This is a genomic window from Chitinophaga arvensicola (assembly GCF_900110835.1).
Taxonomy (GTDB): Bacteria; Bacteroidota; Bacteroidia; order Chitinophagales; family Chitinophagaceae; genus Chitinophaga; species Chitinophaga arvensicola.
In genome coordinates this window covers 3,861,147-3,876,433 of the sequence record NZ_FOJG01000002.1, presented here as the reverse complement: position 1 = coordinate 3,876,433, position 15,287 = coordinate 3,861,147, and the positions used below count along the sequence as shown (strand labels likewise).

Here is a 15,287-nt window from a genome sequence, read left to right as displayed (position 1 = left end):
ATGTAACGATGAAAAGAGTAACTATTTTTGCTGCTATCCTCATAATAGCGGCCCTGGCTACGCCATGGAGTTTAAGCTCCTGTAAAAAAGATACTGCTTCAAAAACTGCTACTGTTCCTGATCTGGCTATCGTGCGCTCCTGGCTCGCAGATAGAAATGCGACCGCCGAAACAGCTGCCCTGTTTTACAACCTGCAGAAAATCGCGAAGAAAAATATCCTCTTCGGCCACCAGGCGGATACGGAACAAGGCTACGGCTGGATCGATGCCAGCGGCACCAGCGACGTAAAAACGTTGACAGGGGCTTATCCCGCCGTGTATGGATCAGACTTTCTCTTTATCGCCTCATTTCAGCGTAGTGCCTGGTTTGAGACGCAAGCGAAAATAACCAGGGAACAGGCCATTGCGGCCTATAAAAGAGGTGGCGTAAATACCTTCTGCTGGCACTATTGGAATCCCGTTTCCAGCGTAGCTGCAACCAGTAGCCAGGAAGGAAGTAATGGTGATTTTTATTGGGATAAATCGCCTGTGCAGGCGGTGGCAAAGATACTCCCTGGTGGTACTCATCATGAGGTATACAAAGCATCCCTGAAACACGTGGCGGATTTTGCCAAAACGCTGATCAGCGATGGTAAAGCAGTGCCGGTAATTTTCCGGCCTTTTCATGAATTTGATGGAGACTGGTTCTGGTGGGGAAAAGCACATTGTACCCCGGAAGAATACAAAGCGCTGTACCGCTTTACTGTGCAATACCTGCGCGATTCCCTGCATGTTAATAACTTCCTGTACGCCTTTTCTCCTGATTGTAATTTTACTACGGAAACACAATACCTGGAACGTTATCCCGGCAATGATTACGTAGACCTGGTAGGGATGGATAACTACCACGATCTGCGTGTAGGCGGTGACGTGATGCTTGCAACTGCTAAGCTTAAAATCATTGCAGACTATGCGCAGAAGAATAACAAGTTGGCTGCTTTAACAGAAACAGGCCTGGAACTGGCTGCCAATGCAGGTACAAACGACTGGTATACCAATACATTGGCGAAGGCCCTGCAGCAGCAGCCTTTGGCGCTGGCTTATGTGTTGTTATGGGGTAACCGCAAAGATGCCTATTTCACACCTTATCCCGGCCATGCCGCCGCAGCAGATTTTATACAATTTAAAAATAATCCCTACCTGCTGTTTGGAGACAAAGTGCCGGACCTGTATACCATTAAGTAACTATTTTTTCGGGGGCCATAGTTTGCCGATACCGATAAATGCCAGTGATACCAGTATAAACATAACACCCATGCCTGCAGCATTTATCAGCGTTTGTTGCAGCCCTAAATTGCCCGCATCAATAAAGGGGTAAGGATAGAAGTTGGAGAAAGCGCCACGGATCAGAATAAAGATCACATATACCAGCGGATACCACAGCCATGGCAGAAAATTTTTCCATTGCAGCGTGCTTTTGTTGACAAATACACACCAGTATAGTACAAACGCCACCGGAACAATCACGTGTTGCACTTCGTTCAGGATAGCCTGTAACCCTACCATGTTATAAAGCCGGCGCAGTACAAGGTTGTAAATAAGACCCACTATGGCGATATAAACCGCAATGGCGGTAGCACTTTGTGCGCCTGCGAAAAAGCGTCCCCATTTGCTGTCGGGTGCAAATAAACGCTTGGTGGCATAAATGGCGACCATCGCATTGGTCAGCAGCGTAAAATAGCTGAAGTAACGGATCACTGTTTCAAACCAGGGTAATTTACCTGCGGTAATGGTCAGGAAAAATTGAGGTATCAGGGCAAACCAGGCCAGGCAGAACAGAATGGCCAGGAAAATTTTTTGAAAATAGGACTGCTGCGATGTCATCTTTCATAAGGATTTATACGAATGTAATCATATAATCCCCAGTTAGTAGCCGCCGTTTATTTTTTCCTATACCCAAAACTGCCCTTTTTTTAGCTAAATTTAGCAGTAGAAAAGCTGGAAATGGAAATATTCGGTACCGACTGTCATAAAATAATACACGGGGATGCCCTGGAGGCATTACAAATGCTGGTGCCGGATAATACTGTAGACCTGATCTTCGCTGATCCCCCTTATAACATCGGCAAGAATTTTAACGGGCATGTGGAAAAATGGGATACGGAAGAGGAATACCTTAACTGGTGCTACCAATGGCTGGACCTATGTATGCGAAAGCTCAAACCTGCCGGTAGCCTTTATGTGATGACGGCCACCCAGTATATGCCCTACTTTGATATCTATCTCCGTCATAAAATAAATATTCTTTCCCGCATTGTGTGGAGCTACGATAGCTCTGGTGTACAGGCCAGGAAGTACTTTGGTTCTATGTATGAACCTATCCTGTTCTGTGTAAAAGATAAAAGCAACTATACTTTTAACGCGGCTGATATCCTGATTGAAGCCAAAACAGGGGCTAAAAGAAAACTGATCGACTACCGCAAAGCAGTGCCTGCAGCTTACAGTACCGAAAAAGTACCGGGAAACGTATGGGATTTTGCCCGGGTACGCTACCGCATGGATGAATATGAAAATCACCCTACGCAGAAACCGGTAGCCCTCCTGGAAAGAATCATCAAAGCCAGTTCTAACCCCGGAGATCTTGTGCTGGACCCGTTTTCCGGGACTTTTACCACTTGTGCTGTGGCTAAGGAACTCGGTAGAAATTGTACCGGCATCGAAATGCAGGAAGAATATGTGAAGATCGGATTGAGAAGATTGCAACTCGCAGATGAATACAAAGGAGAAAAATTACAGCGGGAAATCCGCTCTTTTGAAATAGGTGAACAATGAAATAAATAATATGCTGAAACCTTTAAAAACGCTGCTGTTACTCACAGCCGGCATAATGCTATTTGCAGCGACAGGGAAGTCGGAAGATATCCGCTTATCTGTATTACAACTCAATATCTGGCAGGAAGGCACCATGGTACCAGGTGGATATGCCGCTATCGTAGATGAAATTGCGGATATCGATCCTGATTTTGTGACACTGAGCGAAGTCAGGAACTACAACAATACCCGCCTGTGCGACCGGCTGATAGCCTCTCTTCAGGCAAAAGGCAAAAAGTATTACTCTTTTTTTAGCCAGGGCTCAGGATTGCTGAGCCGCTATCCTATTACAGATAGTGCAGTGATCTTCAGCGAAAATGGTGCTATCTGTAAACTCGTCGCCAATGTGCACGGCAAAGAGGTAGCGGTTTATTCTGCACATCTCGATTACCTCAACTACGCTGTATACCTGCCCCGTGGATATGATGGGGTTACCTGGAAGAAGATGCCCGCACCCTGTACCAACCTGGATACAATTATGGCGTCGAACCTGGCATCTAAAAGAGATGAAGGTATTCAGGCATTCTTAGCCGCTGCAGCAAAGGATATCAACCAAAAACGACTGGTGTTCCTGGGGGGCGATTTCAATGAGGCCAGTCACCTCGACTGGACCGCCGCCACCAAAGATCTATACGATCATCATGGCATGATTGTTCCCTGGACCTGCTCTGTATTGCTCCAGGAGAAAGGGTTTAGAGATAGCTACCGCATGATCTACCCATCGGCGGTAACCCATCCCGGCTTTACTTTTCCGGCAGATAACAAAGCGATGGAAATAAAAAAACTGGCCTGGGCGCCGGATGCAGACGAACGGGAACGGATCGACTACGTCTATTTTTATCCTGATAAGAAACTCTCCCTGCGGAAAAGCATCGTGGTAGGGCCTTCGGGTAGTATTGTCCGCAATGAACGCAAGGAAGAAACCGGGCAGGACAAATTCCTGGCGCCGGTAAACACCTGGCCAACAGACCATAAAGGACTACTCAGTATTTTTAAGCTCAGCATTTAAGAAATTCCATCTTATTTTTGTCCGGGCGCCACTACGGTGGTACCCGGACATTTTTTTTAAGAAAACAGATATGGAATTAACGGATCAGAAAATAGTGTCGGCTATAGAAGCCCTTTGGAATGAGGCAGAAGTATTGTTTGAAAACAACGATCCTGCCCGCTATGCCCTCAAGCTGGAAGAGGCATGGGACCTGCTGCCGGCGCCAAAAGAAGCGTACGGGGAGAGCTATGATATCGCCCTGGCCATTGCAGAAACTTACCTGATCCTGAGAGATAATCCTGCCTTGTTGCGCTGGGCCATCACTTTGCAGCAATGCGACATGGAACGTGCAGATGATGGAGAACGCGAATTCGTACTGGGTAAAGCCTGTTTTGAAAATGGTGATCTTAAAGGTGCAGAAACCCATTTTACCACTGCCATGCATAAATCCTCCGGACGGATATTCCAGGGAGTAGATGAAAAATACCTCCATGTATTTTCAGGTCTGGCTGCTATGGTAGAAGAGGAATTGCCCGCAGGCGTTTATGAGCAGATAGAAGCCTTATCCGAGGCCGGCAATGAACTGGCAGATGCGGATGATTTTGACGGTGCCATTGCAAAGTTTTCTGAAGCACTGCAACTGTTGCCGCCTCCGGCGCAGGAATGGGAAGCCAGTACATGGTTATACGCCAGCATTGGCGATATGTATTACTTCAAAGCCGATTACCAGGCTGCCGCCAATAACTTTTACGATGCGTTAAACGGACCGGATGCACAGGCCAATGGATTTGTGCATTTGCGTTTGGGAGAAAGTCTGTTTGAACTGAACCAGCTGGATCAGTCGCTCGAATACCTGATGAGGGCTTATATGCTGGAAGGTGCAGACATCTTCGCGGAAGAAGATAGCCGCTATTTTGATTTTCTGAAGAAGCGGGTGGATTTATAAATCCTCCGCTGATGCAGCCCTTTCGGCGAATTCATTGATCAGCCGGGAAGGATCTCCCAGGGAATATACGGCATCGATCAGCGGTGCATATTTCAATTGATAACTCCGGATCGTCAGCCTGGCAGCGGCCTCTTTTTCAGTCGGATTAAAAACGCTGCCGGCTTCATCAAACAGGAACCAATCGCCCTGCACACTATTGCAGGATACGCAGTGATTGCACCAGTATTGATGGTCGGAATCGCCCGACAGGGCCAGTTTGTAAAGGGGATAGTTGTCCTGCAGAAAAGATTGCAGGTTGTCTGAAATGGTCGCCACCTGCTGAAATAGCGTGAAGAAATCCTGCTCCATCCATACCGACTCGTCCCGCTCATTCATATCTTTCTCAAAAAAATAATTGCCGGCAAGGGCTACTACCTGGTTGGTATGTCCGCATTTCCAGCAGGGACGCTGCGCATGTACAATACTTATTTCTGTGGGCAGAATAATAGCCGGATGCTGTTCCGGGATCCATTGCGCTACTTCTATTAGCCGGTCGTACTGGTCTTCCGGTAAATACCACGCATTGGCTATGGGATCCCATTGGGCGCCCATGGATGCAGCATGCTCTCTTTCCGCGTTTGGAACATTCAGGAGTAATGACATAAAGCAGGGTATGACTCTTCAATGAATTTAAGGAAAAAACAGCGAATTCGGTGGATTCGTAATGATTCCTTAACGAATCCATTTTCGTCCGAAGAAAAAGAGAGGGGCCGGTAATAGCAGCAGCCAATACCAGGAGAAGCGCGATGCAGGCAGTACTGCGGCCTGGGTATTACCCAGGAAATTTAATGCAGCCCAGTAGTAGGGGAGTTTGTGCATGTCCGTTACCTGCGGATCTTTCAGCCAGTTAAGTTTGGCTTGTTGCAGTGCAGTGGCGGCATTGTCTGCGGTCGACAACTGCTGGTAAAATTGCTGCATCAGCAGTGGGGCAGTGGCATCATTTACATTCCAGGAAGCCGCTACCACAGCAGGTGTCCCGGCTGCCATAAAAGCGTGCGCCATGCTTTGTATGCCTTCCCCGGTAACCAGCCGGCCATCACCGGTTTTACAGGCGCTTAGTACTACCATCGCCGGATGTTGGGATAACCCTGTTAACTCAAACAAATAGAAAGGGGCATCACTCAGCATAATATGCGGTGCTGCGATGCTGTCTTTTGTCGTAAAAGCATGGGTGCTGATATGTACGATGGCTGATTCCTCCAATGCCTGACGGAATGCTTTACTGCTGGCCTGCCCGTTCTCATACCAGTGTCCGTTCGCCACCACCGGCATCAGCAGTTTTTTTTCTTTGGCCACACCTTGCAGATCTGCCAATCCCGGTTGCTGCTGCGAAATAAAGAACCCGCTGAATCCTTTGGCATTGGTGGGCGCTTGTTGCTGTAATGCCCAGGTACGGAGGGAATACGCATAAGATACGGTGGCCTGCTTCACCAGGAAAGGCCACTGGCCAATGGAGGTGGTATAGATGGGCGCTGTAATGAGTGCTTCCACCGGCAGGGTACTGAGTATTCCATCTGGCATCAGCAGGTAAGTATAGCCCGGCTGTAGTGGCTGCGGCTTAAATAATTGTGCATATAGCCGGTAAGCGGCTTCGTAATAAGCTTTCGGCTGATTGATCATCGCTGCCGGTCCATCTTCAAAAAAATGCTGCTTAAAATAACGGATGGCTTCCTTATCCAGCGGTGAGCGGTCGGCAAACCGGATGCCTTGCTGATCTGCTTCTATCGTATATAGTGTTTGCTGACCTGCAAAGTAAGCCCTGATCCGCTGACCGGGCATTAATTTGCCTAATAGCAACTCCGGTGAAAAAGAGCCGGTATCAGTACTTACTCCAACACGCATTTTTTTCCGCAAGGTGGCCAGATCCCAGGCCACCCGCTGCTCCCGGAGTTGCAGCAGGCTATCGCCGAAATTATTCTGTAATGCTTCTTTGCGATAGTATAACTGTGCCTGCTCTAACAGGCGGAGTCTTTTATGAAGGGTATCATTACCCCTGCTTACGGCCGATTGCTGCATTTCTTCCCATAACAGCTGTGATTTGCTGTTTTCCATAAACGACAGGATGGTTTGCTGGTATTTCGGATCATGCGTATCCTGCCAGCTTTGCCAGGCCAGCCCGATAGCAGTTTCATAACGGTCACGGCTATCTGATATGGCCGCTTCTTTGGCCGATGGAGATACGTACTGATGACGTAATTCTCTTTCTGCAATGAAGCTCAGCTGGTATAAATTCAGTGCAGTAGCCGGCTGCCGCAGGGATTGATATACGGTGGCGGTGGTAAACAGCAGGTCGAGCAGGATGTATTCCCCGTAGATATCCCGGGCAGTTAACAGGCGTATATCCTTTCCCGGTACCAATATGCCGGCACAGCTGTCGAGCCATAAAAGCGCCTGCTCCGGTTGTTTTAAAGCCATCTGTAATTTGCCCATGCGAAGGAACAAACGGGCCTGTTCCCGCCGGCGCAGGGAGCGTTTCCCTTCCGGCATAGCCAAAGCCTGCTGGTAGTAATGCTTTGCCGTTTTCGGATCGTCCAGGTAGATATCGCCTGCCTGTTGATAAGCCATAAACAGCCAGTGCGCCGCCTCCGGATTACCGGCAGGCTGTTGTTGCAGGATACGGATACTCTGTGAGATACTTTGCCGGGCGGCGGAAAACTGTTGCAATTGTTGTTCGGCATCGGCCTGTTCGGATAATAGCAGGCCATAGGTAGCACTGCGTTTATCGGCCAGGATAGCGCCTTCGCGGCAATAGCGGAGCGATTGCTCCAGCTGCCCCATATTGGCGGCGGTATTGGCCAGGTTGCTGTAAGTGGCTGCCATGGCTTGCCGGTCGTTCAATTCCCTGGCAAATTCCAGCGCTATGCGGTGAATGAATAACGCCTGTTCATAGTCGCCCAAACGGGTATAGTTGTTTCCCAATGGCTTCAGGATATATTCCAGCGCTAAGCCGGGATCGGTGATATCTGCATGTTGTTTGCCCCATTCAAAGGCTTGCTGGTAGGCATCTGTAGAAGAAATAATATCTCCGCTTTGCAGTAAGGAATATCCCTGGTTGATCAGCAGATCCATCCAGGCCTGTATCTCATCTGTGGTGCGGGGAGTACGCCAGGCGTTAGCGGTGGCCTGTTTCAGCAGCGCTGCTTTGGCCGCTGGAGTGGCCGCATCGTACTGAATGTAGGCGTAGAGCCAGTCGGTGAGCTGATCCTTTGCCCTGTACTGCTTTAAAAGCCCCGGATCAGGATCCTGCCAGTAAATGAACAGGCCTGATACTGCCAGCAAGAGCAGTATCTTTTTCAGGGAAATAATATGTAACCGGACTTCAGTCATGTATAATGACGGAAGTTATGATTATTTATAGTTTGTAGATAGCGTATAAAAAGAAACGATCCGGTGTATCTCCGGTTACCTGGCGGAGATAACGTAAGCCTACAGCCGGGCCACTTTTTATTTTACCTACCTGCAGATCCAGGAATGGCGCTGCATTAAAGCTGGCAAACCATTTCGGATCGTTCACGGTTGTCTGGCTCACGGTGTTGGCCAATACATCCGGTTGTTGTACTTCTGTGAGGTATACCTTTGACTCCACCGTTGTTTTAGTGGCTATATTTATCTGCGCCATGGCGCCCACACCCAGGCCCACCCAGTTGTTGAAGTTATAGCGAAAATGCAGCGGTACTATCTGCAGTGATTGCCGGGTAGTGGTAGTAGCCTGGTTCCTGCCCCGGATCAGGTACACCTGTCCGTTAAAAGTGGTATCCCGTTTATCGCGGACGATGGCCGTTTGCGAAGACTCCTTTTCCAGCAGTCCCGCAAATACTTCCACCTGGAAATAGGGGCGGCTGGGTGCAAATGGCGCCAGTACGGCGCCCAGCTGCAAGGGGCCTCTCAGCGTATAGTCGCCCGTGTTAGGTGAAAACGTATAGCCGGCAATGATACCAGGTGAAAACCCTTTGATAAACCTGGCGGTAGCCCGGTTAGTATAGATCGGCTCATTTTTATCAAAAATGATAGCCGCGCTGCTGCTGAAAGGTATTTTTTTCGGTTTCTTTTTAAATAAGACGGAGTACCGCACAAATCCTTTGGTGGAATCGGGATCTGTTACCCCTTCCTGCTGAAGGCCGGGAAGGTAAATATTATTGAACACAAAGTAGATGCTGTCACGGGTACGTACCGTGTCTATACAGCTTTGACGCTGGTAGGCAGAATCACACGGAATACAGAAAGGGCTTACTTCTTTCAGCTTAATCGTTTCTGTGTTTAATTGCCGGGGTACTGCAATGCCGATGGCTACTTTTTTCGCGGGCCCCTTACCGGTATTCTGGAACTGGATTTTATAGGTCAGTTCTTTTTTCTTTCCCATGAAACGATAGTTGATCCGGTGGTGCCGCAGCTGTAACCGGTTAGGGTCGTGAGAAGCCACGATGGCCATTTCCAACTCATATACTTCTGGTGGCGCCGCGGCATTATCCGGTACCATCATGGCGGTCATGGTTACCGTAGCATTGGTGTCCTGTACCATTTCAGGCAGGGTGTGCATGTTGAGAAACAGGAATTGTTCGGTGGTTTTACCGGCATTGCTGTAGTGCAACACCGTATGATGGCTATAGCTGGCCTGCATTGCTTGTAGCATGGCTTTGGCGGCGGCATTGCTCTCTGCAGCCGGCATTGCATTTGGCCCCCGGGCCAATGCCAGATCTGGTGAAGCCTCCGGCGTTTCAAGCTTTGTTAACAACGCAGCAAGGGAAGTACTGTCTTCCCCGTGATAACTTCTTTTCTCAGTGAGATCAAATCCTGCGTGGCCGAATTGTTTCTCGTTATAAAACAACAGGATCGTACCGCTTCCTGCATCGCCGGCCATGTTGCGGTATCCGATAAGGGCCATGAAATCTTCGCCTGGTTTTGGATTCCGGTTTATTTTCATTTCAATATTACCTGCTCCATGAAAGAAATGCGAAGCCCAGGTACTGTTCTTTACCGGCTTTATTACCTTGATGGGCCTCGGTTTGGTGGGAGGCGCCTTGCCATCATCGTAGTTGTTGGTGGCGTACAGGCGTACCTGGTAGGTGCCGGTGTCTTTATAGGATAATACCGGCGATGGACTGAAACTGAATGTGCCATCCCCGAGTTCCCAGAAGTAAGTATAAAAAGAAGCCGGTGCACCGGAGATCTGTCGCAGTGGGCGCAACTTTGCGGCGAGATGCAGACTGTCGTCAGTACCCCTGACTTCAATTTCTGCCGGAACAGTATCTTGTGGAAAAGCCGGTTGCATGGGAGCTTGCGCCTTTACTACGCCCTGGAATAAGAACAGAAGTGCTACGATTGGAGTTGTAGGATGCATATAACATAAATGTAAATAAATATTATATAAAAGCAGCAATAAGTCAACCGCAGTTGACTTATTGCTTTTTCCTTTGGAGTAAGTGTAAACGGATAGCAGGCCGGTTATTTGGAATTCATTCCGGTGATGAGTGCCAGCAAGGCGGTCTGGTCTACCGGTTGAAGATCAAAGCTCACGGTGGAGTAGTTGTCGCCAGCCGCCGGATTGGCAATGCTCACCGTTTTCTGTTCTGCATACAGCTGGCCGTTTACCGCACTGATGGCGAGGAAGGTGCCTTCCAGTCCTACCGGGATAGAAGTCTGGTAGCTATGAAAACCTTCTTTACCTGCGGGGGCAGACAAGATCACGTTATAGAATTTCACGAGTGTATTAAAATTTTTCGGTTTGAAAAACAACATGGAAGGTTGTTCGCCACCGAAACTGGCAGAAGTTTCAGTATTAAAGTGATTGGTAAAATAAGCCATCACTGTGGTTTTGGGGTTAGGCATGGCGGCAAGTCCGTCACAGTTGGTCCAGCGAAGAAGACTGTCCAGCTGGAAGTTCATAGTACCATTACTGGTATTGAAAATGGCGTAGCTGCTCTGGATCTGGTTCCACAACACACCTTTACTCATGGTGTACTGGGAGGTGAGGGTAACGGGTTGGTTAATGTGATTGAATCCGTATTGGGTGAAGGTAACGGTGGTATCGCCAGTCCACATGGGCACTTCTTTCACGCCATTCATTACATTGTCTGCCGGCTTGGCGGGCACCTGTACCATAATCTGGCGTCCGGTGTCATTCTTCGGTCGCAGGCCAAGGTCCTGATTGTTCTGGACTGCTCTCACGAAAAATTCTCCGAATGATACCAGCATCTTGCCATCTGCCGTTACTGTTGGTTTGTCCGACAAGATCATATTGCTCACATCCCTGATCTCCTTGATACTGATATCTACTGCTCCCGTCACAGGCGCCCCACCGGCAGTACGAAAAACGTTGGGTGGAATATTGAATTTTGTCCCCTGGCTGGTTGTGATCACACCACCTGCAGCGGCATCTACACTAAAATGTTCAAATGTTTTTGCATGACTATCGAGGAATTCCGCCAGCATTTTGGCATCTTTTCCTTTTTCAGGAAATGGTATTTCCTGGCTGTTGTTCTTTTTACAGGAAGATAAAGCCAGTACAGCAGCTACTAAGCAGGAGACAGATGTGAAGGTAATCGCTTTCATAAAAGATATTTTTTGTTGAGTAATGTTTTTGCTTGTTTGATAGTAGATCACCACCCGTTTTATTTTGTTACCCCCTTTTCGGAATATTTTTTTAGAAAGATGTACTTTTAGCAGGTGCATGATTCCTATCAACCCATGCAAATCATTTCCAGATGAGTATTCACCCCGATCAGCGATACCTTGAAGGCCTGCTCCAAAACGATACCCTGCTGGTGCAGGAGATCTATCAGCGCTTTGCAGGAAAGATCAAACACCATATCCTGCAGCATCAGGGCACAGAAGATGATGCGGCCGATATTTTCCAGGAATCTATCATAGATATATATCATCAGGCAAAATACAAGGAGCTGCAGCTGACCTGTCCCTTTGAACCTTTCTTTTTGCTGATCTGTAAACGGAAATGGCTGAATGAATTAAAAAAAAGAAGCCGGCAGCCGGTAACAAAAAGGCTCGATGATTTATATGAGGTAGGGGAAGATGCGTTTGCCGCAGCTGAACAGGTAGTGAAAGAGGAGGCGCAGGCAAATATGTACCTGGCGCAGTTTGAGCGGTTGGGAGAAAAATGCCGGGAAATTCTCCGGTTATCACTCACCGGGGAAGCCCAGGAAAAAATTGCAGCGGCCATGGGCGTAACTTATGGCTATCTGCGGAAGAAGAAATCAGAATGTATGGCTACGTTGTTATCCTTTATTCAGGCTCAGAAAATTTAGTGTATGGCTGCTTATAACCAGGAAGATATTATCCGCTACGTGGAAGGTGACATGCCTCCCGAAGAACGATTGCAGTTTGAAGCAATACTCCGGGAAGATGCGGCCCTGGCCGAATCGGTACAGCAGTACCGGGAAGTCACCGCTGTTTTGTCGGCCCGTTTACAGCCCGATCCGGGGCTGCAGCAACTCAAAGCTACGCTGGAAACCCAACGGTCGCATTTCCATCAAAAAGGCAAAGTAGTGGCCTTTAAAAAGTACTTCGCTACCATCGGTGTGGCCGCAGCAGTAATGGCGGGCATATTCCTGTTCCGCTTTTATTCCCGCGATACTAATTATATGGCTAACTATGGCAACATTGAAATGCAGGTAGCTGCAGAGCGGGGCAATAATGAAGACACTTTGCTACAGTCAGCCGCACTGTATTTTAACGAGAAGGCCTACACGAAAGTGATTCCTTTGCTGGATACTTACCTGTCGAAAGACAGCAGCAGTCAGACGGCGCTCTATTACCGGGGAATTGCAGCTACCCAGACCGGCGCCGTGGAAGCAGGCATGACGGATCTGGTAAAAGTATACCAGGGCGAATCTGTATTTAAGTACGATGCTGTTTTCTACATCGCCCTTTATCATGCACAGACCGGCAATAAAAAAGAAGCATTGATCTGGTTAAAGAAGATCCCGGCCGATGCCTCCGCCGCAGCGAAAGCTGCTTCCCTGGAAAAAGACCTGAAATAAACTACGATATAAAAAAGGGTCCGCGCTGTATTGGCGCGGACCCTTTTTTATAATGTTATTCCCATGAAGAATATTGCAGGCATTGATTAAAGACGCCTGATCAGTATTTATCATCATTGATTTCCAGCCAGTAACCATCCGGATCACGCAGGTAAATCTGGTGTACACCGTCTACTCTTTTAGTAATAGCACCCGCTTTACCAGGCCAGTCCTCAAAAGCAATCTTATGCTCTTTTAAAGTCGCCACAAACGCATCCATATCAGGCACGCTGAAACAGAGATGGGTATTTTTATCATGTTCTGTCGCTTTCTTTGCACCGGAAATAACATGTACATGACTGTTTTCGCCCACTTTAAACCAGCTGTGTCTGCCATCTTTAAACGGTTCATCCATGGTTTCCAGGCCAATAATATCCCGGTAAAAATCGGTACTGATTTTCAGATCCACCACATACAGCGCCATATGATTCAGGGATGGATACTTCTTCGTTTGTCCATTCATGTTAATAGAAATACCGGTAATGGCCAGCAAAAGGAGGCCGCCGGATAATAAAAATTGTTTCATACAAACAAGATAATCAGTGCAATTGAAAAGTGCAAGGGGAAATTATCATACCTGCGTAAGACAATTTCCCCTTGCACTTCCATTATTTTTAGTTGGCAGCCTTGAACGCCACTGATTCAACGATCACATCCAGTTTTTTCAGGGCCGGCATATCAGACCGCAGGGTTTTATCGCCGGTAGCCTGGTCATATTGTTTAGGATCGCCGGTGTTATTGGCTTTCAGCACAATCACCACGCCTTTGCCTTCCAGCGCACCGCCGTTCCAGCTGGACACCATGCCGCTGTTGGTCCACTCAAACGCATTCAGTTTAAAAGGACGGCCATTTACTTTGCTCAGTTTATCAAGTGGATCGCCGGCTTTGATACCATAAGGCGATTTCCACTTGGAAGGATAGTGGGAGAAGGTGAGGATGTTGCCATTTTCACCGTCAAACTGCACTTCCAGTTCATTGTCTGTATCAGGATAGATGAGATAAGCTTCTCCTTCTTTTTCCCCGGAGAGGTTTACTGCATCATGCTGGGTAACGTTGTTGGCGCCGTACATTTCCACCAGTTGTTCCGGGGTGCGTACCGAAAACAGCGGCTTTACTTCCCAGTTACGTGTATCCGCTGCAGGTGCAGCAGTTGTAGCTGCGGTAGCGTTGTCGCCTGTGGCTGTTTCAGTAGCCGTGGTTTCGTTACCGTTGCTGGCAGTAGCAGGTGCATTGGCGGCTGCCTGGTTCGCCGCAGCTACTTCTGCAATGGTAGCTGGTGGCTTTTTGCCGGTTACCGGACCCGTGTAAGTGGTCAGGAAATCCTGTTTATCTTCCATCAGGGCTTTGACATCGCCCTTGTATTTATTGGCTGTGTAAGTGGCAATAGGAAATACGCTGTTGGTTTGCAGGTTCATACTGCGCAGGTTGGCAATGAACCGTTGCCGGTTACAATCGCTGTACTGGTAAAGGAATTTCAAAGCAGCATCCAGGGCTACCGGGTCTTTCTTCAGATCAAAAACAGTGGAGTCAATATCCAGCCCGGCGTTGCCACTACGCGTCAGCTGTTCCGCGATATATCCGGTAATGGAATCATGCGGCAGCTGGTAGTGTGCAGCTACCCTGGCGGAAAAATCGTCGATAATGGTTTGACTGAGTTTCGTTTGCGCGGATAGTAATACCGGAACGAGAAGGGCAACCAATATGAAAAACCTTTTCATGTGAGCTGTATTGAGAATCTTAAAAACTAACAACGTTAACTGGTTTGAGATCACTAATTTATGTAATCTTTACCACAGCAGTGACCATTCCTGCCAATTATAGCAGTAATTAGTAAAACGTATGGATATGGAAATATAGTATTTTTCGTGGCAGGCCGGTGCAAAGAAATGTCTGTTATGGCTTAGATAGCACGCTGTCGCGGGTTTTGATAAAAGCGCCATACTGTTTTTTTATCTCCACATAGATATCATAATCGGAGGCCCCTTTGATAAACGAATAGCCGGGACGGTAATAGTTCATAAACCGCTGGAGGCTGTCGCCATCCAGCTGGGTTACCTTATTCACCAGCGAGGGCGTATATACGCTGTTGACGTACATTTCCTCTTCTTTATCCAGCAGCATATGCCGGAAGGCCATTTTTTTCCTGTTTTTCTTCACCTGGGTGGCCTTGTACAGCTTATTGATGTCTACCGCCGTAATTTTATAGACTTCAAAGAATTTCGGGCGGCGGAAAGACATTTCCCGGCCGTATTCCTCGCGGAAAGCGGCAGAGTCTTTGAAAAAATGATACTGAATAATATGGACGGTCTTCAGTTGCACCGGTTGCACCGCCGTATCAGGCGTCTGTGACTGTGCAAAACTGCCGGTAGCTGCCAGGCATAGTGTCAGCATCCATATCCATGCGAAGGGCTTCATAAGGCCTTAAAATACTT

General features: G+C 48.1%; 14 protein-coding genes. 6 read left to right on the top strand and 8 right to left on the bottom strand.

The window, feature by feature from the left end; translation table 11 throughout:
- Positions 1-8: 8 nt before the first annotated feature.
- Entirely contained in the window at positions 9-1,223 is a 1,215-nt protein-coding gene (locus BMW79_RS32740; RefSeq protein ID WP_089903689.1) for a glycoside hydrolase family 26 protein, read from the top strand.
- On the opposite strand, the gene BMW79_RS32735 is transcribed toward BMW79_RS32740, so the two are convergent.
- Positions 1,224-1,862, bottom strand: a complete 639-nt coding sequence (locus BMW79_RS32735; protein ID WP_089903686.1) for a Pr6Pr family membrane protein — start codon at positions 1,860-1,862, stop codon at positions 1,224-1,226.
- Positions 1,863-1,982: 120 nt separating this feature from the next.
- Between BMW79_RS32735 and yhdJ the strand changes: the two genes are divergently transcribed.
- From yhdJ to BMW79_RS34165, 3 genes are all read left to right on the top strand, one after another.
- Positions 1,983-2,810 (top strand): adenine-specific DNA-methyltransferase, encoded by an 828-nt coding sequence (gene yhdJ, locus BMW79_RS32730; protein WP_089903682.1) that lies wholly within the window; start codon positions 1,983-1,985, stop codon positions 2,808-2,810.
- Between the two features lie 10 nt (positions 2,811-2,820).
- On the top strand, positions 2,821-3,858 hold the full coding sequence (locus BMW79_RS32725; protein WP_089903680.1) for an endonuclease/exonuclease/phosphatase family protein: 1,038 nt from the start codon (positions 2,821-2,823) through the stop codon (positions 3,856-3,858).
- Between the two features lie 70 nt (positions 3,859-3,928).
- Entirely contained in the window at positions 3,929-4,783 is an 855-nt protein-coding gene (locus tag BMW79_RS34165; protein WP_218150492.1) for a tetratricopeptide repeat protein, read from the top strand.
- On the opposite strand, the gene BMW79_RS32715 is transcribed toward BMW79_RS34165, so the two are convergent.
- The 4 genes from BMW79_RS32715 to BMW79_RS32700 all read right to left on the bottom strand — a co-directional run bounded on the left by BMW79_RS32715 (position 4,778) and on the right by BMW79_RS32700 (position 11,371).
- The gene (locus BMW79_RS32715; RefSeq protein WP_089903676.1) at positions 4,778-5,425 is read right to left on the bottom strand and encodes a DUF5710 domain-containing protein; all 648 of its coding nucleotides are present in this window, start codon (positions 5,423-5,425) and stop codon (positions 4,778-4,780) included. The two genes, BMW79_RS34165 and BMW79_RS32715, sit on opposite strands and share 6 nt — an antisense overlap.
- Positions 5,426-5,494: 69 nt before the next feature.
- On the bottom strand, positions 5,495-8,149 hold the full coding sequence (locus tag BMW79_RS32710) for a CHAT domain-containing protein (protein WP_089903674.1): 2,655 nt from the start codon (positions 8,147-8,149) through the stop codon (positions 5,495-5,497).
- A gap of 25 nt (positions 8,150-8,174) precedes the next feature.
- A complete protein-coding gene (locus BMW79_RS32705) occupies positions 8,175-10,160 on the bottom strand; it encodes a PKD domain-containing protein (RefSeq protein ID WP_143059321.1) in 1,986 nt (661 codons plus the stop codon).
- A 104-nt stretch (positions 10,161-10,264) separates the two neighbouring features.
- Entirely contained in the window at positions 10,265-11,371 is a 1,107-nt protein-coding gene (locus tag BMW79_RS32700) for a hypothetical protein (RefSeq protein WP_143059320.1), read from the bottom strand.
- A 152-nt stretch (positions 11,372-11,523) separates the two neighbouring features.
- Between BMW79_RS32700 and BMW79_RS32695 the strand changes: the two genes are divergently transcribed.
- Positions 11,524-12,081, top strand: coding sequence for an RNA polymerase sigma factor (locus tag BMW79_RS32695; protein WP_089903665.1), 558 nt, complete (start codon positions 11,524-11,526; stop codon positions 12,079-12,081).
- Between the two features lie 3 nt (positions 12,082-12,084).
- Positions 12,085-12,816, top strand: a complete 732-nt coding sequence (locus BMW79_RS32690; protein WP_089903662.1) for an anti-sigma factor — start codon at positions 12,085-12,087, stop codon at positions 12,814-12,816.
- Positions 12,817-12,916: 100 nt separating this feature from the next.
- On the opposite strand, the gene BMW79_RS32685 is transcribed toward BMW79_RS32690, so the two are convergent.
- The 3 genes from BMW79_RS32685 to BMW79_RS32675 all read right to left on the bottom strand — a co-directional run bounded on the left by BMW79_RS32685 (position 12,917) and on the right by BMW79_RS32675 (position 15,270).
- Positions 12,917-13,381: a VOC family protein gene (locus tag BMW79_RS32685; RefSeq protein ID WP_089903659.1), complete on the bottom strand. Its 465-nt coding sequence runs from the start codon at positions 13,379-13,381 to the stop codon at positions 12,917-12,919.
- 88 nt (positions 13,382-13,469) lie between these two features.
- The gene (locus tag BMW79_RS32680; RefSeq protein ID WP_089903656.1) at positions 13,470-14,573 is read right to left on the bottom strand and encodes a hypothetical protein; all 1,104 of its coding nucleotides are present in this window, start codon (positions 14,571-14,573) and stop codon (positions 13,470-13,472) included.
- A 175-nt stretch (positions 14,574-14,748) separates the two neighbouring features.
- Positions 14,749-15,270 (bottom strand): hypothetical protein, encoded by a 522-nt coding sequence (locus BMW79_RS32675; RefSeq protein ID WP_089903652.1) that lies wholly within the window; start codon positions 15,268-15,270, stop codon positions 14,749-14,751.
- Positions 15,271-15,287 lie beyond the last annotated feature (17 nt).